The sequence below is a fragment of the Marinobacter sp. MBR-105 genome (assembly GCF_053628895.1).
Genome location: NZ_JBRJHG010000006.1, coordinates 89,290 through 110,390, shown reverse-complemented (window position 1 = coordinate 110,390; position 21,101 = coordinate 89,290). Strand labels below are relative to the sequence as shown.

The 21,101-nt window shown below is 58.9% G+C and carries 21 protein-coding genes; 13 read left to right on the top strand and 8 right to left on the bottom strand.

The features are described 5' to 3' along the window. The first annotated feature begins 8 nt into the window (after positions 1–8). The 5 genes from ACSSVV_RS09040 (at position 9) to ACSSVV_RS09020 (ending at position 5,215) form a co-directional block, all read left to right on the top strand. Entirely contained in the window at positions 9–272 is a 264-nt protein-coding gene (locus ACSSVV_RS09040; RefSeq protein WP_031211795.1) for a hypothetical protein, read from the top strand. Next, positions 269–490: a hypothetical protein gene (locus ACSSVV_RS09035; protein WP_011786988.1), complete on the top strand. Its 222-nt coding sequence runs from the start codon at positions 269–271 to the stop codon at positions 488–490. Before ACSSVV_RS09040 ends, ACSSVV_RS09035 begins: the two co-directional genes overlap by 4 nt. A gap of 149 nt (positions 491–639) precedes the next feature. Further along, positions 640–1,689 (top strand): porphobilinogen synthase, encoded by a 1,050-nt coding sequence (gene hemB / locus ACSSVV_RS09030; RefSeq protein ID WP_049756904.1) that lies wholly within the window; start codon positions 640–642, stop codon positions 1,687–1,689. A gap of 52 nt (positions 1,690–1,741) precedes the next feature. Further along, positions 1,742–3,880 (top strand): polyphosphate kinase 1, encoded by a 2,139-nt coding sequence (gene ppk1, locus ACSSVV_RS09025; RefSeq protein WP_023012059.1) that lies wholly within the window; start codon positions 1,742–1,744, stop codon positions 3,878–3,880. 42 nt (positions 3,881–3,922) lie between these two features. Further along, positions 3,923–5,215, top strand: coding sequence for a DUF945 family protein (locus tag ACSSVV_RS09020; protein WP_023012058.1), 1,293 nt, complete (start codon positions 3,923–3,925; stop codon positions 5,213–5,215). 77 nt (positions 5,216–5,292) lie between these two features. On the opposite strand, the gene coaD is transcribed toward ACSSVV_RS09020, so the two are convergent. The 4 genes from coaD to ACSSVV_RS09000 all read right to left on the bottom strand — a co-directional run bounded on the left by coaD (position 5,293) and on the right by ACSSVV_RS09000 (position 9,992). Then, positions 5,293–5,775, bottom strand: a complete 483-nt coding sequence (gene coaD / locus ACSSVV_RS09015) for a pantetheine-phosphate adenylyltransferase (RefSeq protein WP_014422845.1) — start codon at positions 5,773–5,775, stop codon at positions 5,293–5,295. A 287-nt stretch (positions 5,776–6,062) separates the two neighbouring features. Further along, on the bottom strand, positions 6,063–7,661 hold the full coding sequence (locus ACSSVV_RS09010) for a GMC family oxidoreductase (protein WP_022993187.1): 1,599 nt from the start codon (positions 7,659–7,661) through the stop codon (positions 6,063–6,065). 36 nt (positions 7,662–7,697) lie between these two features. Next, on the bottom strand, positions 7,698–8,336 hold the full coding sequence (locus ACSSVV_RS09005; protein WP_022993186.1) for a hypothetical protein: 639 nt from the start codon (positions 8,334–8,336) through the stop codon (positions 7,698–7,700). A 210-nt stretch (positions 8,337–8,546) separates the two neighbouring features. Then, entirely contained in the window at positions 8,547–9,992 is a 1,446-nt protein-coding gene (locus tag ACSSVV_RS09000) for a coniferyl aldehyde dehydrogenase (protein WP_011786981.1), read from the bottom strand. Positions 9,993–10,172: 180 nt separating this feature from the next. On the opposite strand from ACSSVV_RS09000, the gene ACSSVV_RS08995 reads away from it, so the two are divergent. Continuing rightward, complete coding sequence (locus tag ACSSVV_RS08995) at positions 10,173–10,850, top strand: TetR/AcrR family transcriptional regulator (protein WP_022993185.1); 678 nt, start codon at positions 10,173–10,175, stop codon at positions 10,848–10,850. A 200-nt stretch (positions 10,851–11,050) separates the two neighbouring features. Here the strand turns inward: ACSSVV_RS08995 and yihA are convergent, their stop codons facing one another. After that, complete coding sequence (gene yihA, locus ACSSVV_RS08990) at positions 11,051–11,695, bottom strand: ribosome biogenesis GTP-binding protein YihA/YsxC (RefSeq protein WP_011786979.1); 645 nt, start codon at positions 11,693–11,695, stop codon at positions 11,051–11,053. 182 nt (positions 11,696–11,877) lie between these two features. On the opposite strand from yihA, the gene ACSSVV_RS08985 reads away from it, so the two are divergent. The 3 genes from ACSSVV_RS08985 to ACSSVV_RS08975 all read left to right on the top strand — a co-directional run bounded on the left by ACSSVV_RS08985 (position 11,878) and on the right by ACSSVV_RS08975 (position 14,211). Then, positions 11,878–12,486, top strand: a complete 609-nt coding sequence (locus ACSSVV_RS08985; protein WP_011786978.1) for a c-type cytochrome — start codon at positions 11,878–11,880, stop codon at positions 12,484–12,486. Between the two features lie 171 nt (positions 12,487–12,657). Further along, the gene (locus ACSSVV_RS08980) at positions 12,658–13,296 is read left to right on the top strand and encodes a thiol:disulfide interchange protein DsbA/DsbL (RefSeq protein WP_011786977.1); all 639 of its coding nucleotides are present in this window, start codon (positions 12,658–12,660) and stop codon (positions 13,294–13,296) included. Between the two features lie 54 nt (positions 13,297–13,350). Then, positions 13,351–14,211 carry an endonuclease/exonuclease/phosphatase family protein gene (locus tag ACSSVV_RS08975; protein WP_011786976.1) on the top strand — a complete coding sequence of 287 codons (861 nt, stop codon included), beginning with the start codon at positions 13,351–13,353 and terminating at the stop codon, positions 14,209–14,211. A 69-nt stretch (positions 14,212–14,280) separates the two neighbouring features. Here the strand turns inward: ACSSVV_RS08975 and rpmG are convergent, their stop codons facing one another. The 3 genes from rpmG to radC all read right to left on the bottom strand — a co-directional run bounded on the left by rpmG (position 14,281) and on the right by radC (position 15,579). Continuing rightward, a complete protein-coding gene (gene rpmG / locus ACSSVV_RS08970) occupies positions 14,281–14,436 on the bottom strand; it encodes a 50S ribosomal protein L33 (RefSeq protein WP_008173465.1) in 156 nt (51 codons plus the stop codon). A gap of 11 nt (positions 14,437–14,447) precedes the next feature. Continuing rightward, positions 14,448–14,684 (bottom strand): 50S ribosomal protein L28, encoded by a 237-nt coding sequence (gene rpmB, locus ACSSVV_RS08965; protein WP_011786975.1) that lies wholly within the window; start codon positions 14,682–14,684, stop codon positions 14,448–14,450. A 220-nt stretch (positions 14,685–14,904) separates the two neighbouring features. Then, a complete protein-coding gene (gene radC / locus ACSSVV_RS08960; protein WP_014422834.1) occupies positions 14,905–15,579 on the bottom strand; it encodes a RadC family protein in 675 nt (224 codons plus the stop codon). Between the two features lie 173 nt (positions 15,580–15,752). Between radC and coaBC the strand changes: the two genes are divergently transcribed. The 4 genes from coaBC (at position 15,753) to argB (ending at position 21,098) form a co-directional block, all read left to right on the top strand. Beyond that, the gene (gene coaBC / locus ACSSVV_RS08955; protein WP_023012056.1) at positions 15,753–16,967 is read left to right on the top strand and encodes a bifunctional phosphopantothenoylcysteine decarboxylase/phosphopantothenate--cysteine ligase CoaBC; all 1,215 of its coding nucleotides are present in this window, start codon (positions 15,753–15,755) and stop codon (positions 16,965–16,967) included. Next, positions 16,964–17,425, top strand: coding sequence for a dUTP diphosphatase (gene dut, locus ACSSVV_RS08950; protein ID WP_023012055.1), 462 nt, complete (start codon positions 16,964–16,966; stop codon positions 17,423–17,425). The genes coaBC and dut overlap by 4 nt, the downstream gene beginning before the upstream one ends. Before the next feature lie 96 nt (positions 17,426–17,521). Continuing rightward, the gene (locus tag ACSSVV_RS08945; protein WP_023012054.1) at positions 17,522–20,167 is read left to right on the top strand and encodes a phosphomannomutase/phosphoglucomutase; all 2,646 of its coding nucleotides are present in this window, start codon (positions 17,522–17,524) and stop codon (positions 20,165–20,167) included. Positions 20,168–20,201: 34 nt separating this feature from the next. Then, positions 20,202–21,098, top strand: a complete 897-nt coding sequence (gene argB, locus ACSSVV_RS08940) for an acetylglutamate kinase (RefSeq protein ID WP_014422830.1) — start codon at positions 20,202–20,204, stop codon at positions 21,096–21,098. The last annotated feature ends 3 nt before the right edge of the window (positions 21,099–21,101 follow it).

The window sequence follows — 21,101 nt, the reverse complement described above, 5'->3', positions numbered from 1 at the left end:
CCGGCTCCTTGCAAGCATTGAATCAATATTCATTCTTTGTGTCAATTCTGTGTGCCGTTAAAAGGCTGATATCTGGTCATTTAAAACAATGGGTTATCTCCGATTACAAAAAATTACAAAAAAGTGGTTGTCAGGAAATAGCGTCGGTCGTGAAAGCAGATTATAAAGACGCCAAGACGGGCCGTCAGATGGCCGGCAGTCGAGACGGGGTGCGTCTTCCAGAGCATCTGGCCACCCGTAAAGCTGTTTTCGTTGATGGAGATAAACCATGAGTGAATTCGACGAAAGCAATCTGGAGCAGTCCAGCAACTGGACCAGCGACAGCGACGATAACCATTCCATTGCCGGCCGTGCCCGGGTCCGGGCCCAGTTGCAGGCAGATATTGAGGCCTTCCTGCAAGGCGGCGGAAAGATACAGGAGGTGGACACCACCTTCCGTTCTGATACCCCGCGCAAGGTGGAGATCGGGTTCAACAACCGCTCCCTCTGATGGCGTTTCCTCGCCGGGCAGCGGCTTCCGTTGCCCCGGCAACTCCGTTTATCTGTCATCTCTTTGTCATCTGTCAACGGCACACTCGGCTCAGGCCTGCAACGGGCGGCTTCTGGGGTGTATGATGTCATCACTTTCCAAGGCCATCCATGTTCAGGAGGTTATCCGTGTCGAAGCCGCGTCTTGCGCACTCCAGTCGAGCCTATCCGTTCACCCGTTTGCGTCGCAATCGTGCCAGTGATTTTTCCCGTCGTCTGGTTCGGGAGAACCAGTTGTCACCCGATAACCTGATTTTCCCGGTGTTTGTGCTTGAAGGCGAGAATCAGCGTGAATCCGTACCCTCCATGCCGGGTGTCGAGCGCCTGAGCGTCGATCTGCTGGTGGAGCAGGCGGCGGAACTGGTAGAGCTCGGTATTCCCGCCGTGGCGCTGTTCCCGGTAGTGCCGGCGGAGAAAAAGAACCTGTCCGGCTCCGGCGCGTGGGATTCTGATGGCCTGGCCCAGAGGGCGGTTCGTGCCCTGAAAAAGGCGCATCCGGAACTGGGGGTGATTACCGATGTGGCGCTGGATCCGTTCACCACCCATGGGCAGGACGGCATTATCGACAACGATGGCTATGTGCTGAACGATGTCACGGTTGAAGCGCTGGTCAATCAGGCACTGTCCCATGCCGATGCCGGTGCCGATGTGGTGGCACCCTCTGACATGATGGATGGTCGGGTGGCGGCCATTCGTGAAGCCCTGGAGGGGGCAGGCTATGTGAACACCCGGATTCTGGCCTACTCTGCCAAGTATGCGTCCAGTTATTACGGTCCGTTCCGGGATGCGGTCGGCTCGGCTGCCAACCTCGGCAAGGGTAACAAAGCCACCTATCAGATGGACCCGGCCAACAGTGATGAGGCCATTCATGAGGTGGCCATGGATCTGGCTGAAGGCGCCGATATGGTGATGATCAAGCCGGGCATGCCTTATCTGGATATCGTGCGCCGGGTGAAAACCGAACTGCAGGTGCCAACGTTTGTGTACCAGGTCAGTGGCGAATACGCCATGCATATGGCCGCAGCTCAAAACGGCTGGCTGGATGGCGATGCGGTCATGATGGAGAGCCTGATGGCGATGCGTCGTGCCGGTGCCGATGGCATTCTGACCTATTTCGCCGTGCGCGCCGCCAGACTGATGCGGGAACGACAGCGATCATAACCGGGCAGCGGCTGGTGGCCGAAGCCCGCCTCAACGATGGATATAAAGAGCAATGACAAGCGAAACCGTGACAGAGCCAGGCAGTGAACAGAGCGTCCCGGCGCCGGTGGATCTTCCTCCCGTTGGTGAGGAAGTGAATCTGGATGCCAGCGAGAACTACTTCAACCGCGAACTGAGCCAGCTGCAGTTCAATTACCGGGTGTTGAAGCAGGCGCTGGATACCACGCATCCTCTGATCAATCGTCTGATCTTCTGCTGCATTTTCAGCAGTAACATGGATGAGTTCTTTGAAATCCGGGTGGCGGGCCTGCGCCAGCAGATGAAGTATGGCCGCGAAACGGTGGGTGTCGACGGCATGTTGCCGGAACAGGTGCTGGCGGAGATCAGCCGCGTTGCCCACGACTATATCCACGAACAGTACGATATTCTCAATAATGTCCTGATTCCGGAGCTGGAGCAGGAGAACATCCATTTTGTCCGGCGCCGCGAGTGGACACCGGCCCAGGCCGAGTGGGTGCGCAATTACTTTGACGAGGAAATTCTGCCGGTGGTCAGCCCGATCGGGCTGGACCCATCACACCCGTTCCCCCGCCTGGTGAACAAGAGCCTGAACTTCATCGTTGAGCTGGACGGCAAGGATGCCTTTGGTCGTGAGACCGGGATGGCGATTGTGCCCGCGCCTCGCTCCCTGCCGCGCCTGGTGCGCTTGCCGGATGAGGTGTGCGAGGGTGGTGACAACCTGGTGTTCCTGTCGTCCATGATTCACGCCCATGCTGATGAGCTGTTCCCGGGGATGGAAGTGAAGGGCTGCTATCAGTTCCGGCTGACCCGGAACGCGGACCTTGAGCTTGAAGACGATCTGGAAGACCTGGCCTCGGCCCTGCGCGGCGAGCTGCTGAGCCGTCGGTTTGGCGATGGCGTTCGCCTTGAGGTGGCGGATAACTGCCCGGAAGAGCTGGTGCAGTTCCTGCTCCGGGAGTTCGGCCTGACCGAGCGGGATCTCTACCAGGTCCACGGCCCGGTAAACCTGACCCGCCTGATGGCGGTGGGTGGCCTGGTGGACCGCCCAGACCTGACCTATTCCAGCTTCTCGCCGTCGATTCCGCGCCAGATTCGCAGCAAGGAATCCATGTTCGATGCCATTCGCAAACGGCCCCTGCTGCTGTTACATCCCTATGAAAACTTCAGCCCGGTAGTGGACCTGCTGCGCCAGGCAGCCAAGGATCCACAGGTGCTGGCCATTCGCCAGACGCTTTATCGCACCGGTGCCGACTCGGAAATTGTCGAGGCCCTGGCCGATGCCGCGCGTCGAGGCAAGGAAGTGACGGCGGTTATCGAACTGAGAGCCCGTTTCAGCGAGGCCGAGAACCTGGAGTTGGCCAGTCGGCTGCAGGAAGCCGGCGTGATCGTGGTTTACGGTGTGGTCGGGTACAAAACCCACGCCAAGATGATCCTGATTGTCCGCCGGGAAGAAGGCCGCCTGCGGCGCTACGTGCATCTGGGCACCGGTAATTACCATGCCGGGAACGCACGCCTGTACACCGACTACAGTTTCATGACCTGTGACGAATCCATCGGCGACGACGTCAACAAGCTGTTCCAGCAGTTGACCGGCATGGGCAAGGCGTTGAAGATCAAAAAGCTGTTTCATGCGCCGTTTACCTTACACAACCGTCTGATCAGTCTGATCGAACGAGAGGCCAGCTATGGTGAGCAGGGGCGGATTATCTTCAAGTTCAATGCCCTGACCGAGCCGCAGATGATCAAGGCCCTGTATCGGGCCTCCCAGGCCGGGGTCAAGATTGATCTGGTCATCCGTGGCATCTGCTGCCTGCGTCCGGAAGTGCCGGGACTCTCGGACAATATCCGGGTGCGCTCGGTGATCGGCCGCTTCCTGGAGCACACGCGGGTGTACTATTTCGGTAATAGTGGCCGGCCCGAGGTGTATTGTTCCAGTGCTGATGGCATGGAGCGCAATCTGCTGCACCGGGTCGAAACCGCGTTCCCGGTTGAGGAGCCCGCGCTGATTGCACGCCTGCGGGAAGATCTGGATACCTATCTGGCGGACAATTGCCAGGCCTGGGTGTTGCAGCCCGATGGCAGTTACATTCAGAATCAGCCCGGGGAAGGCGAAGAGCGACTGGCATCACAGCTGGTCCTGCTGGAGCGCCTGACCGGCAAACCCAACTGAGGCCGGTGGGCCGGCACCGAAAAAAAACACAGGACGGATACCTTGAAACTAAAAAAATGGACCCTGGCCGGTCTGGCCGTACTGCTGGTGGCTGGCGGCGCTCCCTGGGGTGTGGGCTATGTCACCGAGCAGCACTGGCGTGAAGCAACACTGGAAGTAAACCGGGCCCAGCCCTTTCTGAATCTTGAGACCGAGCAGTATCGTCGTGGTGTGCTTGGTTCCGAGGTATCCGCTACCGTGACCCTGAGAGATCCTGAGACCGGGGATTCTCACACCATAGCGATCGAAATCCAGGTGTCCCATGGCGTAACTGGCAGCCTGATGGATTTCCGCCCGCGCCAGGGGTGGCAGCCAGAGGGTGCTGACTGGTTTCCGGACGATGAGCCCAGTCTGACGCTGGAAACCCGGCTCTGGGGCAGCGCCACGCTTGAGCTGACAGCACCGGTGATGGACATTGATAACCCGGAGCGGGAGACCTCACTCAAGAGCAGTGGCGGTCTGGTGCGGATTGATGTTGGGCGTCTTGGTGAAGCGGCAGACTTGCTGGTGGTCTGGCCGGCTATCCGCCTCAGCGATCCGGAAATGGATGTGACGATCGATAACGTCCATATGGAACAGAGCATGGAATGGCTGGTGGGGGATATCTGGACCGGCGCTGGCGTGATGACCGTGGATAACCTGACCTTGCAGGGGGCTGAGGCTCCCACAATGACCTTTGCAGGGATGTCGCTTGAAAGCGCCAGTGATGCCCGCCAGAACGGCGAGCGCCTGGACTCGCAGGTTACCCTGTCGCTGGAATCGGCTGCTCTGGCGGATCAGGCCTTTGGGCCGCATCGGTTGGAGGTGGCGCTGGAGAACCTGGATGTGGCCAGTTGGAATGACTTCAGTGGCGCCATGGCGGATATGCAGGCACTGGCTTTGACCGCCGGAGACGACCCGAGGGCCGCGTTTGAACAACAGATGGCGGTGATGCAGCGTTTTAACGAAGCCCTCCGCAGTCTTGCTGCCGAAGGCTTTTCCATGGGGATCCGGGAGCTCAGTCTGGCAACGCCTGAAGGGGAAGTTACCGGCTCACTGGACATCAGCCATCCGGAGCTCTCCGATCAACAGCGTGACAACATGTTGATGGTCATGCAGGCGCTGACCGGGAGTGTGAATTTCAGCATGCCGGTTGCCCTTGCGGAAGACTATCCCGCCGTGCGTATGCAGGTGGCGCCATTGATCAAACAGGGCCTGCTGGTTCAGAACGGTGAGCGCCTGGTCATGGATGGCCGGATGGAGGATCTGGTACTCACCGTAAACGACGTGGAAATCCCCCTGCCTCCGCTGCTCTGAATCTCAACGACCCGCCAGCTGCTGGTACTTCGCCATCAGCTGCGCTTCGGTGATCATCAACGCCCTTCGGATTTTCCTCAGGATTCGCTGAACTTCTGTTGCAGGGCTTCTGCCACAGCCGGGTCTACAAACTCGGAAATGTCCCCGCCCAGCGAGGCAATTTCGCGGATCAGGGTGGAGGAGATGTAGGACAGGTGGTTGGCGGGTGTCAGGAACACGCTCTCGACTTCCGGCGCCAGCCGGCGGTTCATGTCGGCAAGCTGGAATTCATATTCAAAGTCAGAAACCGCGCGCAGTCCCCGCAGGATAACGGAGGCGTTCTGTTCGCGCACGAAGTCGGCGAGCAGGTTGCTGAAGCCGGTGACGCTGACGTTGGGGAGGTGTGCGGTGGCCTTGCGGACCAGTTCGCAGCGTTCTTCAAGATTGAGAAGTGGCTGCTTTTTCGGGTTGTAGGCGACGGCGACGACAATTTCATCGAACATGCGGCCGGCCCGTTCGATGAGGTCGGTGTGGCCGTTGGTGATGGGGTCGAAGGTGCCGGGATAGATGACTTTGGGCATGCACAGCTCCTTTTGTTGGTGAGCCGTAGGATAGCAGCATTGCCTTTGGGGCTGTAGTCCGGAGCGCCGACAATCTGTTTTATGACTCTGGTGCTGGCGCAGGTCGGGGGCGGGTTTCCGGGAGACGCTACAAGCACATCCATGTGCGCTTCTTTCGGGCCGTCCATGGCCCTCAAGACTCCCGGAAACCCGCCCCCGACCTGCTCGATCAACTGGAGTGCTGGCCGCCCCGGCCTCCTACTTCAGACTCCTTATTGCCTCTCTGGAAGGGGTCTCTTAATCGCGGTTCAGGCAGAGTTGGCAAGCCTCTGCGCCAGTCTCGAGCTGTTCCTCGCTGCCAACGCATACACCGACAACTGCGGGTTGGCGCCGATACTGGTGGGGAAGATGGAGGCATCGTGGATGTTCAGGTTGGCGATGTGGTGATGCTCACCGAAACTGTTCACTACCGAGGTTTTCGGGTCAGTGCCCATGCTGCAGCCGCCCATCTGGTGCGCGGTGAACAGGCGGGCGCGGTGGGGCTTCATGGGCAGGTTGTTGATGGCGTCTCTGGCCTGGTTCCAACTGGTGTACCAGTCGGAGTCCAGGTGCATGGCCTGGACGGCTTCGGCGCCGGCGGCGAACTGGATTTCGGCCATGGTGAGGTAGGCCTTGCGCAAGCCTTGCCAGAGGTAGTCGGTGATCGGGTAGTCCAGTACCGGGCTGCCGTCGTCTCTGAGTGACACTGTGCCGCCCGGGCTGTCCGGGTGGAAGCCGTCGCGCAGCAGGGCGATGACGGATTGCATCCAGGGCAGCTGGCCCAGGTTGTCTCGCTGTGGCTGGCCGTGGCCGGGTACCACGCCGGCTGCCATGGCCGGGTGCAGGGGCGGTACTTCCAGTTTGTAACCTGCCGGGCCGTCGGTGCCTGCCTTGAAGTTAAATTCGTCCGAGTAGATGGACTGGGGAGCGCCGTAGAACGGGTCGATTTTCGCCGGCATGCGGGCGACGGTGGCGTTGACCGGATGGATGAAGGATCGCTTGCCCACGCGCTGGTAAGGGTCGGGCAACTGCGAGCGAAGCAGCAGGCCGGGGGAGCCAATGGCGCTGGCGGCGACCACGAATTGCCGGGCTTTCAGGGTGATCGTGACGCCGGATGGGGTGACGCCGTCCGGGCCCATGGCGGAGGCGAGCAGGTGGTCGATCCGGTCCTGACTCATCACCAGGCGTTCTGCCCGCAGACCGTGGAAGAGCTGTGCCTTGTGATCCAGTGCGCCCGGGATGGTGGTGAGTAGTGCCCCCTGTTTGGCGTTGGTGGGGCAGCCTACGCCGCAGTAACCGCTGTTCCAGCAGCCTTTGACGTTTCTTGGGATTACCTGCCAGGAGTAGCCGAGCTTTTCGCAGCCCTGGCGCAGGATGTCGTTGTTCAGGTTGGGTGGGGTTTCCCAGGGCGCCATGTTGTGGCGCTGCTCACGGCCCTCAAACCAGGGGGCCATGGCGTCCGGCGCCAGTCCTTCGAGGCCGAGCTCCTGGCTCCAGTAGGTGAGCGTTTCGTCCGGTGTGCGGAAGCTGCTGGTCCAGTTTACCGTGGTGGAGCCGCCGACACAGCGGCCCTGCAAAATCGCGATGGCGCCATCGGCGGTGACCCGGCTCATGCCTTCCTGGTACAGATTGGCATAGGACGTCAGCTCGTCCATCTTGAAGTCTTTCTGATAATACAGTCGACCCTCTTCCACCAGAATCACGGACAGCCCCTGACGGGCGAGGATCTCCGCGGTTGTGCCACCTCCGGCACCGGTACCGATAACCACAACATCCGCCTCTACTGTGCGGTTTTCGCTCAGTTTGCTGGCATCGGTCACATTCCAGCCGGCAGCCAGTCCCCGGGCAATGGGATCGTTCATGGACATACTTCGCTCCTCAATACGATGGGTATCCGGGGTTTCTCAGACGGCAGGTTTGAACTGTGGCAAGGCATCTACCATCCAGGCGGGAGGCCCCGGATAACCAGACAGGTGCCAGTGGTCTTCATGCCCATAGAAGGCGACGTTGCCGATCTTGGTCAGGGCAATGTAGCCGTTATTCAAAAGTCCGATCCGGCTGTCGCGCCAGCGCCGCAGAAACGCGTCGGCATCGGCGGTACTGACTGAAGGCCAGTCTGACCATACCCGGGCCAGGGCGATCCGGGTGGGAGCGAAGTTAAGCAGATCAAAGAGCTTGCGCAGCTCCTGCTGATTCGCCGGGCCGAACTTCACAATGCCCTGGTCGATCCGTTCAATCGTGCCGGCAATGGCAAAGCGACGCTGGTTCGGTTCCTCCGGCAGAGCTCCGGCAAACATGGCCGGCAACAGGGCCTCGAACAGGGCGATGTCATCCCGGCTCAGAAACTGGAACTGGTAGCGGGCGTCCATGCGGCTGTCGACCGCGCTGACCCGGCCTGCGGGGGCCGTAGCGCAGCCGGTTAGCCCGGCAGAGAGGCTGATGGTGCTCAGGAACACCGCGCCGCCTAAACCGGTTTTGAGGAAACTGCGGCGGTCCAGAGAGGATGCGTTGGGCGAGCTGTCTGTCGAAACTGGGTCTGTCATCTGATTGTTGGCCGTTTTGTTATCTTTTTTTTGCGCGTTGCGAAACGTTTGATCGCCGGTGGGAGGGAGGTCTTTCCGGGACTGTGCAAAACAGGGATGTTTTGCTCAAGCCTACAGGGAAGTATTTACGGCGTGTCCCGGAAAGACCTCCCTCCCGCCGGCCTGCACCCAGTCCGAAGGCTGGGGCTGGAGAGAAGTGGTGTTCTCTGATTAACGAATAAACAGCTTATATACCAACCGATGCGCCGCCGTACCATGGGGCGCATACACGTATTTGCCGCTGTTGAACTTCTGCTTGGTAAAAATCGCCCGGTGATGAGAGAAGGTCAGGAAGCCTTCCTTACCGTGATAGTGCCCCATACCGGAATCACCAATCCCGCCGAACGGCAGGTCGTCCTGGGCCACGTGCATCAGGGCATCATTGATGCACATGCCGCCGGAATGGGTGTTGTCCACCACATGCTGCTGGTGGGACTTGTCATAGCCAAAGAAATACAGCGCCAGCGGCCGTGGCCGGTCATTGATGTAATGGATCGCCTCGTCCAGACTGCCGTAACTGATGACCGGCAGGATCGGGCCGAAAATTTCATCCTGCATCACCTTCATGTCCGGCGTGGTCTTCAGCACCAGTGTCAGCGGAATCTTCCGGGTACCGTCCTTCATGTTCTCGTTGGCGGGATTGATCTCCACCAGTTCAGCCCCCTTGGCCCTGGCATCTTCCAGATAGCCCTGCAAACGATTGTACTGGCGTTCATTGATGATGGCCGTGTAGTCGTCGTTATCCCGCAGGCTCGGGTACATCTCGGCGAACCGCGCCCGGAATTCATCCACGAACGCCTGCACCCGGTCGGCAGGGCAGAGCACATAGTCCGGTGCCACGCAGGTCTGGCCAGCATTGAAGGCTTTGCCGAAGGCGATACGCTGGGCCGCATCTTCCATCGGCACATCCGGCGAAACAATGGCCGGGGATTTGCCGCCGAGCTCAAGAGTTACCGGTGTCAGGTTTTCGGCTGCCGCGCGCATCACCAGCTTGCCCACCGAAGTAGAACCGGTAAACAGCAGGTGATCGAAAGGCCGTTGGGAGAAATCGGCCGCCACATCGGCCTCGCCAGTGATCACCGACACCAGATCCTCCGGGAACATCGACTCGATGATCTCCTTGAACAGGGCCGACGTGTGCGGAGTGAATTCCGACATCTTGATCATGGTGCGGTTGCCAGCCGCCAGGGAAGCGACCAGTGGACCGACTGCCAGATACAGAGGGTAATTCCAGGGCACGATGACGCCTACAACCCCTTTGGGCTGGTAGTAAACCTTGTTGCTGGCGGGCTGGAACAGAACCGAAACATGGCGTTTGGAGGGCTTCATCCAGTCGCCGAGATTCTTCAGCGTGTAATTGATGCCCTGAATAGACGGCATGACTTCGGCGATCAGGGATTCGTCTTTGGAGCGACAGCTGAAATCCCGATCGATGGCCTCGACCAGGCGATCCTGATGGGCCAGTAGCGCCCGTTTCAGGCGCTTGAGGTTCTCTTTGCGCTCGGTCAGGGACGGCATCGGGTTGTTGCGGAACGCCTTCTTCTGGTCCTCAAAGACGCGATGCGTGTGCTGGATCTGCTTTTTGCTCTCGGTGAGCTGGACGACGGTGGCACCCATGGTTTTCTCCCCCTGACTGCCTGGAGCGACAGGCGCTGGCAGTCGGTTATTGTCGTTGGCCAAAATCTGTGCGATTTGCGCTTGAGGCTATTATTAGAGTATATACTCTAGGCAGTCAAGAAAGCCGGATGGCTCTTTAGGCCATCCGTGACACTGATAACAACAAACACCGGCATGACGATGAAAACCAGAGACAAGATACTGTTATCCAGCCTGGAGCTGTTTAATGACAAGGGTGAGCGCAACATCACCACCAATCACATTGCCGCGCACCTGGCGATATCGCCGGGTAATCTGTATTACCACTTCCGCAACAAGTCCGACATCATCTACGAGATTTTCCAGGAATATGAAAAGCTGGTGGACTACTACCTGGATATTCCGGAAGACCGACCGATCACCCTGGAGGATATGACCTTCTATCTGGAGTCGGTGTTTGACGGCCTCTGGAGCTATCGCTTCTTCCACCGGGATCTGGAATACCTGCTCGACAGTGACCCGCGGCTGCGCCAGGACTACCGGGAGTTTACCAATCGCTGTCTGGCGGCCATCAACCGGATCTTCGCAAAGCTGGCGGATGCCGGCATTATCCAGCCTCAGCCGGAGGATCTGCGTTCGGCCATGTCACTGAATGTCTGGCTGGTGATTACCAACTGGATGGCTTTCCTGAAGACGGCTCATGCGGCCGAGGAGCCTGCCAGTCTGTCCCTGACCGAGTTAAAACAGGGGATCTATCAGGTGCTTACCCTGGAAGTGCCCTATCTCACGCCGGAGTATCGTGAACGGGTGCTGGCATTGCGAGAAAAATACCGTCCTACCTTGCCTGAGGCCCAGGGTATCTCTGGCGTTGAGGCATGAGCCTGGCTGGTCTGGTCAAAGTTTGATCTGATATTGAACTTTTTGAATGCGGCGCAGTCACAGCTGATGACGTTGGGAACCGGACACTCCCTGCGTCTCCTGAGTGAGTTCTCAGGTTTTCGGCCTCTGTGGTTGCAGAGGCACATAGCACGTCGCAAACCCTGACGTTTTCACCGGCCTGTCTTCTTCAGGCCGGCTTTTTATGCCTCAACCGGCGCCTGTTCCGAGGCTTCCAGCCAGTGGGTCAGCGCTTCCCGGCACTCGTCGACTCCGCGCTTGGAGGTGGCGGAGAACATGATGAGGTGCTCCACACATTGATATTCCTTCAGCTTTTTCGCGATACCCAGCATGGCGGTTTTTGCCTGACCAAACTTCAGTTTGTCGGCCTTCGTGGCCAGAATCATGAGCGGGAGGTGGTTATGTTCACACCATTCCACCATCATCTGGTCGAAATCTGTGAGCGGGTGCCGGATGTCCATCACCAGAACCAGGCCACGCAGGCAGCGGCGATCATTCAGGTAATGGCCGAGATGCTGTTGCCAGTCGTCTTTCATGTCCCGGGACACTTTCGCATAGCCGTAACCGGGCAGGTCGACCAGACGGGCATGTTCCCGGTTCAGGCTGAAAAAGTTGATCAGCCGGGTCCGGCCGGGCGTTTTACTGGTGCGGGCCAGTTTGCCGTTGGCGGTGATAGCGTTCAGGGCGCTGGATTTGCCCGCATTGGAGCGGCCGGCAAAGGCAACTTCAGCGCCATGGTCGGGGGGGCATTCGTCCAGTTTGGAGGCGCTGATGAGAAAACGGGCGCTGTTGAACGAGAGGCTTTTTTGAGTCAGATCAGGGTCCACGACGGTTGGTGTTCCTTTGGATTTCAGTTATCGGCGATTAATGTATAATGCTACACCAATTTCCGGCGGGACGCCTCGCGTTGCCGCTGTATGCCCCGGTTTTGCGCCTGACGACCCAGTGCCTGCCGGCTGCACAACGAAGAATACTTTCAAGATGCAAAGATGAGAGAAGCGGAGCGAGCATGAAAAGACTGATCGCAGGAGTTGTTCTCGGAGTTGGCCTTACAGCGATGGCTCACGGGGCAGGAGATCCGGCAGCGGGTGAACAGAACGCAGCAGTGTGTGCGGGCTGTCATGGTCAGGGCGGAGCCAAGCCGGTAATGGCTGTGTATCCGAAACTGTCCGGTCTGGGCGAGAAATATCTGTACAACCAGCTGGTTGACATCAAATCCGGGGATCGTGCCATTCCTGAAATGACGGGCCTGCTCAACGCCATGTCCGATCAGGATTTGCAGGATCTGGCTGCCTACTTCAACAGCCAGGAAATGGTTGTTGGTCAGGCCAATCCGGATCTGGTTGAGCAGGGTCAGGCACTGTACCGCGGCGGCAATATGGCCTCTGGTGTACCGGCCTGTTCCGGTTGCCATAACCCCTCCGGCATTGGCAACGAGCCGGCAGGTTACCCTGCGTTGGGCGGGCAGACTGCAGAATATGTTATCAAGCAGTTGAAGGCTTACCGGGCGGGTGAGCGTGCTGGAGGCGCGAATGCCGGCATCATGATGGATGTTGCCTCCAAGCTGACAGACGCTGAGATTGAGGCGGTCGCCAGCTACGTATCCGGCCTGAACTGATCGACAGCCGTCAGTTACGACTGAAAACCCCGCCTCGGCGGGGTTTTTGGTATCCGGTATTCATAATACCTAACCGTTCGGTAACGCATTCCTTTGGCCCTCCGGTGGAACTTTTCCGCATCCCTGGGTCATAATCCCCGTTAAAATTCATTGATGGCACGGAGATTCCCGATGATCAGAACCCTGACGTCTTCCGCCGTTCTGGCACTTTCACTGTTGTCTGCCGCTTCCCTGGTCAATGCCCAGCCCTGGGTGGCCGGAGAGCATTACCGGGTACTGGATAATCCGGTAAGAACGGCATCGGATAACGGTGTCGAAGTGGCGGAAGTCTTCTGGTACGGCTGTCCGCACTGCTACAACTTCAAGCCGCTGGCTGAAGCCTGGGAAGCGGAGGCTCCGGACTACATCAACTATGTGAAGCTGCCAGCGGCACTGGGTCGCAGCTGGGAGCCGCATGCCTACGCATTCTATGCCCTTGAGGCGATGGGCGAGCTGGACAAGGTGCATGACGCGCTGTTCGATGCCCTGGCCGGAGAGCGCCGTCCCCTCAATACCCCGGAAGCTCTGGCTGATTTTGTTGCCGGGTATGGCGTGAACGCCGAGAAGTTTCTGGAAAACTACAACAGTTTCGGGGTGCGTGCCAGAGTGCAGCAGGCCCAGGCCAAGATTCGTGGCGCGCGCATTACCGGTACACCGACTATGCTGGTTGATGGCAAGTACGTGGTAAGTGCCTCCATGGCGGGTAGTCACGAAAACACCCTGAAGGTGGTCGAGTATCTGGCGGAAAAAGAGCGCAGCGGGTCTGAGTAAGGCGCCATGCGGTTCGCCGGGCGCTGGATGGGCTGACCGGAGAAGCGGCTGATAATGTACAAGCGAATCCGTAACCAGCTGAACGGTATACTCAGAAACCAGGAAAGCTCCCGGGGCACTTGTTCCGGGAGCGAGCATGTGCCGGAGTTTGAAGCTCACAGGCACATCCGGCTACTGACTTTCAATATTCAGGTTGGTATCAACACTTCGTCCTATCACCATTACCTGACCCGCAGCTGGCAGCATTTTCTGCCCAATCGCCGGCGCTACGAAAACCTGGATCGGATTGCCACCCTGCTCAGCCAGTATGATGTGGTTGCCCTGCAGGAGTGTGATGGCGGCAGTCTCCGCAGTGGTTACATCAATCAAGTGCAATACCTGGCCGAGGCGGCCGGGATTCCTTACTGGTATCAGCAATTAAATCGTAACCTCGGCCAGATTGCCCAGCACAGTAATGGCCTGTTGAGCCGTTTCCGCCCGCTGGATGTCACTGAACACAAGTTGCCGGGACTGATTCCCGGACGTGGCGCCATCATTGCGCGCTACGGGGATGAGGAAGACCCGCTGGTACTGGTGCTGATGCATCTCTCTCTCAGCAAGTCGGCCCAGCAGAAGCAACTTGGCTTTATCCGTGAGCAGATTGCGAGCTATCGGCATGTGGTGCTGATGGGGGATATGAATGCCCATGCAGAGCAGTTGCTGACACGAACACCGCTGAAAGAAACCGATCTGATTCCGCTGCCCGACACCGCGCACAGCTTCCCGAGCTGGCGCCCGGAAAAGGCGCTTGACCATATTCTTGTCAGTCCCTCTCTGGAAATCCGGCGCTCTGAAGTGGTGAGCTATCCGGTTTCCGACCACCTTCCCATTGCCATGGATGTGGCGCTGCCCAAAGGCTATCTGGAAACATTCTGAGTCTTGTCTGATGCGTCCAGGCAATAAAAAACCCGGCAGATGCCGGGTTTTTTGTGGAGGCAGGATCAATTACTTGATCTTGGCTTCCTTGTACGCAACGTGCTTACGGACAACCGGATCGTACTTTTTGATCTCGATTTTTTCCGGGGTGTTACGCTTGTTCTTTTTGGTCGTGTAGAAGTGACCAGTGCCTGCTGAAGATACCAGCTTGATTTTCTCGCGCATGATGCGGCTCCTTAAACTTTCTCGCCGCGGGCACGAAGATCGGCCAGCACAGCGTCAATGCCTTTTTTGTCGATGATGCGCATGCCCTTGGTGGAAACGCGCAGCTTCACGAAACGCTTCTCGGACTCAACCCAGAAACGGTGGTTCTGCAGATTCGGCAGAAAACGACGACGAGTGTGGTTCATCGCGTGGGAAACGTTGTTACCGGTAACCGGACGCTTACCGGTAACCTGACAAACTCTGGACATACTTGCCTCCGACCTGAGCAATGGTCTCTATCAATACGAATTCGTTTTTAATGCGTCTCTGGTTGCTCCGGAGCCATACCTGCTGCCGGTTTGCGCTTCTGAAACAGAACGCTGCTCGCCAGACGCCGCCAGAAAGGGACGCTTTTATACCAGAACTGGCCGACCAACGCAAAAAATTGTTGGGAATTTGGCCAGTTTCGGAGCGGTATCCTTCACGGGGCTACATCAATCCTCGTTCAGCAAGGGATATTACCTCACCGTGGCCGATAACCATATGGTCAAGAACCCTGATATCGACCAGTCCCAGGGCCTCTTTCAGCCGGCGGGTCAGGGAAATGTCAGCCTGGCTTGGCTCGGCCACGCCTGACGGATGGTTGTGGGCAAAGATGACTGCGGCGGCATTGTCCTCCAGAGCCTGGCGCACCACCTCCCGGGGGTAAACCGCTGCGCCGTCTATCGTACCCCGGAACAGTTCCCGGTACTGGATGACCCGGTGACGGTTATCCAGGAACAGGCCGGCGAACACTTCATGAGGATAAGTGCCCAGGCGGCTGGTGAGAAAGCGCCGGGTATCTTCCGGTGAGCGCAGCGGATCGCCCTGGCGCAGCGGCTCGTCCATCACTCGCCTCGCCATTTCCATGGCAGCCTGCACCTGGGCATATTTGGCGGTGCCCAGGCCTTTGACCTCGCAGAATTGTCGGCGGGAAGCGGTCATCAGGCCGCGCAGTCCGGAAAATTCGGTGATCAGGTGTCGGGCCAGGGCCATCACCGGCATGCCGGTGGTACCGGTACGCAGGAAAATGGCCAGGAGTTCGGCATCTGACAATGATTCAGGGCCGTGAGTGAGCAATCGCTCACGGGGCCGCTCATCGGCGGGCCAATGGCTGGGTGGCATGTTTGCTTCCTTGCTGGTTTCGGGGGAGTGCGTCCTGCACCGGGTTCTCGAAATTACAAAGGTTACTCCAAAAGGTAACATTTGGTAAACGAACAGGGGTTCTGGCGGGCTGTCCGTCTGCGCTCGGCATGCTATCTTATAACTCTTTCATTTTACGGGATTACGGAGCCCGCATGACCGCCAAGCGAATATTGTTGGGAATTACCGGTGGTATCGCCGCCTATAAAAGTGCGGAGCTGGTTCGACTGCTGAAAAAAGCGGGGCACGAAGTCCGGGTTGTCATGACCCGGGGGGCGGAGGCATTTGTTGCGCCGCTGACCTATCAGGCTCTGAGCGGCGAACCGGTGCGCTCCTCGCTGCTTGACCCGGAAGCCGAGGCTGGCATGGGGCACATCGAGCTGGCCAAGTGGGCCGATCAGGTTGTGGTAGCGCCGGCGTCTGCGGATTTTATGGCCCGTCTGGCCCATGGGCTGGCCGATGACCTGTTGACCACGGTCTGTTGCGCCACCGAAGCGCCGATAGCGTTGGCCCCCGCAATGAACCAGGCCATGTGGAAGAACTTCCGTACCCAGCGGAATCTGGCGCTGTTGACGGAAGACCCGCAGATTACCGTCTGGGGACCGGACCAGGGCGAACAGGCCTGCGGTGATACCGGTCCTGGGCGCATGCTTGAGCCGGAACGTCTGGCTCGTCTGGTAAACGGAGAGGGCGTGGTTGAAACTACCGGGCCGCTGTCAGGCAAACGGTTGGTGATCACGGCCGGGCCAACCCGGGAGCCGATCGATCCGGTGCGCTACATTACCAATCACAGCTCGGGCAAGATGGGCTATGCCCTGGCCGGTGCAGCCGTTGCCGCGGGAGCCAAGGTGGTGCTTGTCAGTGGACCTGTCAGTCTGTCGGCCCCAGCGGGGGTTGATGTCCGGCCTGTCGGCACCGCTCAGGAGATGCTGGAAGCCGCCAGCAAGGCGGTCGATGAAGGCTGCGATATCTTTATCGCCACGGCCGCGGTGGCAGATTACCGGCCCGAGGTGTTCGCCAGCGAGAAAATCAAGAAAACCAACGACAACATGAGCCTGGCGCTGGTCCGTAACCCCGATACCCTGGCGACCATCGCAGCCAGGGCTGATGCGCCTTTCACGGTCGGCTTTGCGGCCGAGACTACGGATGTGGCGCGCTATGCGACCGACAAGATGCAGCGCAAGAAACTCAATATGATTGTCGCCAACGATGTGTCCGTGCCCGGGCTCGGCTTCAGCAGCGATCGAAATGCGGTTACGGTGTTCTGGCCTGAGGGTTCGGAATCCATCGGGCCGGACAGCAAACAGGCGATCGCTGCCCGTCTGGTGGCGTTGATTGCAGACCACAGCAACAGGATTGAACAGGCATGAGTAAAAGAAAGTTTGAGGTACGGGTTCTGGATGATCGCATTGGTACCGCGATTCCGTTTCCCGAATACGCTACGGAAGGCTCTGCAGGCCTTGATCTCCGGGCGGCATTAAAGGAAGCCAAGACCGTTATGCCGGGTGAGACCCACCTGATTCCCACCGGCCTGTCTGTGCATATTGCCGACCCGGGGTTGGCTGCCATGATCCTGCCCCGGAGCGGGCTCGGACACAAGCATGGGATCGTGCTCGGCAATCTGGTGGGGTTGATCGATTCCGACTATCAGGGCGAGTTGATGGTGTCCTGCTGGAACCGGGGCCAGACGCCATTCACCATCGAGGTGGGCGAACGTATTGCCCAGATGGTGCTGGTGCCTGTGGTACAGGCGGAGTTCGAGATTGTGACCGAATTTGATGCCAGTGACCGGGGTGAAGGTGGCTTTGGCTCCACCGGGAGCCACTGAGTCGGGCATCTTTACCTGGCAGCGAGATAACTGGCCGGCGTCTATACTCAGCGGATACAGACCTATCCGGGAAAGAAAATAACTGCGGGATGCATTATGAAATTCGCCAAGAAAAAAACCAACGCGTCTTCCGGTGATGAGCAGCCGGACAAGAAACCCGGAAAGAAACAGAAACCGTCCAAAACGTCAAAAGAAGCCGCTGGCTCCGGTTTAAAGAAACTCGGATCGGTCGGGTTGAACCAATCGCTGGTGGTGCTGGTGGCCGGCGTGGTCGCGGTGGTGCTGGCCCACTTTCTGGTGGTGGTGCCCGCGGGAGAGGCCCGCTATGAGGCGGCCAGCGCCATGGAAGTAGACACTGCGCAACGTCGCCTGAATCAGTCACTGACGGCGCTGCAGGAACAGGTTCGGGCGGTGGCGAACCAGCGTTACGCTGCCCTTGCTCTGGCCGAGCGGTCTGATCTGGCCAATCTCGCCGGACAATTGCAAACGGCGCTGCCCGGTTCCGCTCAGGTGTTTGTCTTCCCTTACCGGGAAGTGCCCCGGACCGGTAACGGCGATACCCTGCTGGGATTTGCGGGCCTGGAACTGGCCCGGCGGGCAGAAAATGGACAGAACCTGTTGCCGGACGCCTTCCCCCGCGACAATCAGTGGTATCTGCAATTTGCCGCGGCAGTGCGTCATCCCACAAGCGATGCCGTGGTTGGTAGCGTGCTGGCGGTTTTTGAAGCCTCCCACATACGGCCAATGCTGGCCGTGAGTAACCCGCAACTCGGGGGCCAGCTGTCACTGGTCCAATCCGTGTCCGGCGCTTCACGAACGGTGGCCAGCGCCGGTAACGGCAGCGGCCCTGAGCTGTCTCGCACCCTGATCAACCCGGACTGGTCTGTCCGTTACCAACCCGCCTCGGCACCGGTGGCGCCGGTAAGCACCATTCTCCTGGCGATTCTGGTGGGGGTGCCTGCGCTGGTGGCGGCGGTTCTGGTCTGGATGCTTCTTGGCAACGCTCAGCGTGGAATACGTCAGGATGTGACCGCGCTCATTCAGTGGGCCCACAAGGTGTTCGGAGGCGAGCGGATGAAACTGCCGGCTCTGCGCTGGGATATGGTGGCGTCCACCGGAGAAGTGCTGTTCCGTCTGTCGCAGATGGTTGAGAAGCGGGTGGCCAAGGCCGCGGAGTCGGCTGCGCCCAAAGCGGCTCCTGCCCGCCGCAAGGCAGCGACGGCGGAGGATGAACCGCTGTTTCAGGACAAGGATATGCCGGACATTGACATGCTCGATGGTGACGAGGATGTGCTCGGCTTTGGTGGCTCCGAGGATTCCCTGTTCGACGAGGACATTCCTGAAGTGGCTGAGGCCGAGGTGCCTTCGGTTCAGATCAACCCGGAAATCTTCCGCGCCTATGACATCCGGGGCATCGTCGGTCAGACCCTTTCGGCAGAGGTGGTTGAAGTCATTGGTCGCGCGATCGGCTCGGAAGCGACCGAGCGTGGTGTCACAGATATCTGTATTGGCTACGATGGCCGGCACTCCAGTCCGGAATTGGCTGATGCCCTGGGGCGCGGCATCATGGCGACCGGTTGTAACATCATTCACCTGGGGGCCATACCTACGCCGGTGCTGTACTTTGCAACCCATCACCTGCAGACCGGTTCTGGCGTTATGGTGACCGGTAGCCATAATCCAGCCAACTATAACGGCCTGAAGATCATGCTGGGCGGAGAGACCCTGTCTGGTGAAGCTATCCAGAAGCTGTACCAGCGCATCCAGACCGCCGACCTTGCCAGAGGGCAGGGTGAGCAATCCCGGGACGACGTACGCCGCGCCTATCTGGACCGTATCGTCGGTGATATTGCTGTGGCGGCGCCGTTGAAAGTGGTGGTCGATGCCGGTAACGGCATTGCCGGAGAGCTGGGCCCCATGCTGGTTGAGGAGCTGGGCTGTGAAGTCACGCCACTGTATTGTGAAGTGGACGGTGATTTCCCGAATCATCACCCGGACCCCGGCAAACCCGCGAACCTGCAGGACCTGATTGCCAAGGTTAAGGAGACCGGCGCCGATATCGGGCTGGCCTTTGATGGCGATGGTGATCGTCTGGGCGTGGTTACCAATACCGGCAAGATCATCTGGCCGGATCGCCTGCTGATGCTCTTTGCCAGGGATGTGGTGTCCCGCAATCCCGGCGCGGATGTGCTCTATGACGTGAAGTGCAGCCGCCGGCTGGCCAGCGTGATCTCGGAAGCTGGAGGGCGCCCGATCATGTGGAAAACCGGCCATTCCCTGATGAAAGCGAAAATGAAGGAAACCGGCGCCCTGCTGGCGGGCGAAATGAGCGGACACATCTTCTTCGGCGAACGCTGGTACGGCTTTGACGATGGCCTTTACTCGGCTGCCCGGCTGCTGGAAATCCTGGGCATTGAGGATCGTCACTCCGATGAAGTCTTTGAAGACTTCCCCGAGGATATCAGTACCCCTGAGCTGAATGTCGAGGTGACCGAGAGCGACAAGTTCGCCATCATTGAACGGCTAGGTCAGCAGGCGGATTTTGGTGACGGCAATATCAGTACCATCGATGGCATTCGGGTAGATTATGCCGATGGCTGGGGGCTATGCCGTGCGTCCAATACCACGCCGGTTCTGGTTCTGCGCTTTGAAGCCGAAACAGAACAGGCACTGGAGCGGATCAAATCCGTGTTCCGGGAGCAACTGCAGAAAGCGGCACCAGACCTGGTGGCGGAATTCTGAAACCCATTACTGTCGTAAGGATTAACACAACATCATGGCGCTGGATCGTGAAACAGCAATGCAGGTGGCCTCGGTACTGAGCCGGGGCCTGCCCTATATCCAACGGTTTACCGGCAAGACGGTCGTGATCAAATACGGCGGCAACGCCATGGAGAACGAAGACCTGAAAAGCAGTTTCGCCCGGGACGTGGTGCTGATGAAGCTGGTGGGGATCAACCCTATCGTGGTTCACGGCGGCGGCCCCCAGATCGGAGAGCTGCTGGAACGCCTGAATATCCAGTCCCGCTTTGTTAACGGCATGCGGGTTACCGATGCGGAGACCATGGACGTGGTCGAAATGGTGCTCGGCGGCCAGGTGAACAAAGAAATCGTTTCCCTGATCAATGCCCACGGCGGCACCGCGGTGGGCCTGACCGGTAAGGATGCCAATCTGATCCGGGCCCGGAAGCTGGAAGTGGTCAATCGCTCGCCGGAGCTGGAGCGGCCTGAAATCATCGATATTGGCCATGTTGGCGAGGTGGCAAGCGTCAACGTGGATGTTATCGACATGCTGACCCGCAGCAACGTGATCCCGGTTATCGCGCCCATCGGTGTCGGGCCGGATGGCGCTTCCTACAACATCAATGCGGACCTGGTAGCCGGCAAGGTGGCAGAAGCCATGAAGGCGGAAAAGCTGATCCTGCTGACCAATGTCTCCGGCCTCAAGAGCAAGGAGGACAAAGTGCTGACCGGCCTGACCGCCCAGCAGGTGAACGATCTGATTGAAGACGGCACCATCCATGGCGGTATGTTGCCAAAAATCCGCTGTGCCCTGAGTGCGGTGGAAAACGGCGTGCGCACCTCCCACATCATCGACGGACGTGTCGCCCACGCCTGCCTGCTGGAAATCTTCACCGACGAGGGGGTCGGTACGCTGATTTCCCGTAACTGATAC

Bases quoted from the DNA above. Each gene is read 5' to 3' on its own strand.
- ACSSVV_RS09035 (WP_011786988.1), top strand. From the start codon at position 269: ATGAGTGAATTCGACGAAAGCAATCTGGAGCAGTCCAGCAACTGGACC.
- hemB (WP_049756904.1), top strand. From the start codon at position 640: ATGTTCAGGAGGTTATCCGTGTCGAAGCCGCGTCTTGCGCACTCCAGT.
- ppk1 (WP_023012059.1), top strand. From the start codon at position 1,742: ATGACAAGCGAAACCGTGACAGAGCCAGGCAGTGAACAGAGCGTCCCG.
- coaD (WP_014422845.1), bottom strand. From the start codon at position 5,775: ATGCCCAAAGTCATCTATCCCGGCACCTTCGACCCCATCACCAACGGC.
- ACSSVV_RS09010 (WP_022993187.1), bottom strand. From the start codon at position 7,661: ATGTCCATGAACGATCCCATTGCCCGGGGACTGGCTGCCGGCTGGAAT.
- ACSSVV_RS09005 (WP_022993186.1), bottom strand. From the start codon at position 8,336: ATGACAGACCCAGTTTCGACAGACAGCTCGCCCAACGCATCCTCTCTG.
- ACSSVV_RS09000 (WP_011786981.1), bottom strand. From the start codon at position 9,992: ATGGGTGCCACCGTCGTCCAGCTCACCGAGAGCAAAAAGCAGATCCAG.
- ACSSVV_RS08995 (WP_022993185.1), top strand. From the start codon at position 10,173: ATGAAAACCAGAGACAAGATACTGTTATCCAGCCTGGAGCTGTTTAAT.
- ACSSVV_RS08985 (WP_011786978.1), top strand. From the start codon at position 11,878: ATGAAAAGACTGATCGCAGGAGTTGTTCTCGGAGTTGGCCTTACAGCG.
- ACSSVV_RS08980 (WP_011786977.1), top strand. From the start codon at position 12,658: ATGATCAGAACCCTGACGTCTTCCGCCGTTCTGGCACTTTCACTGTTG.
- ACSSVV_RS08975 (WP_011786976.1), top strand. From the start codon at position 13,351: ATGTACAAGCGAATCCGTAACCAGCTGAACGGTATACTCAGAAACCAG.
- rpmG (WP_008173465.1), bottom strand. From the start codon at position 14,436: ATGCGCGAGAAAATCAAGCTGGTATCTTCAGCAGGCACTGGTCACTTC.
- rpmB (WP_011786975.1), bottom strand. From the start codon at position 14,684: ATGTCCAGAGTTTGTCAGGTTACCGGTAAGCGTCCGGTTACCGGTAAC.
- radC (WP_014422834.1), bottom strand. From the start codon at position 15,579: ATGCCACCCAGCCATTGGCCCGCCGATGAGCGGCCCCGTGAGCGATTG.
- coaBC (WP_023012056.1), top strand. From the start codon at position 15,753: ATGACCGCCAAGCGAATATTGTTGGGAATTACCGGTGGTATCGCCGCC.
- dut (WP_023012055.1), top strand. From the start codon at position 16,964: ATGAGTAAAAGAAAGTTTGAGGTACGGGTTCTGGATGATCGCATTGGT.
- ACSSVV_RS08945 (WP_023012054.1), top strand. From the start codon at position 17,522: ATGAAATTCGCCAAGAAAAAAACCAACGCGTCTTCCGGTGATGAGCAG.
- argB (WP_014422830.1), top strand. From the start codon at position 20,202: ATGGCGCTGGATCGTGAAACAGCAATGCAGGTGGCCTCGGTACTGAGC.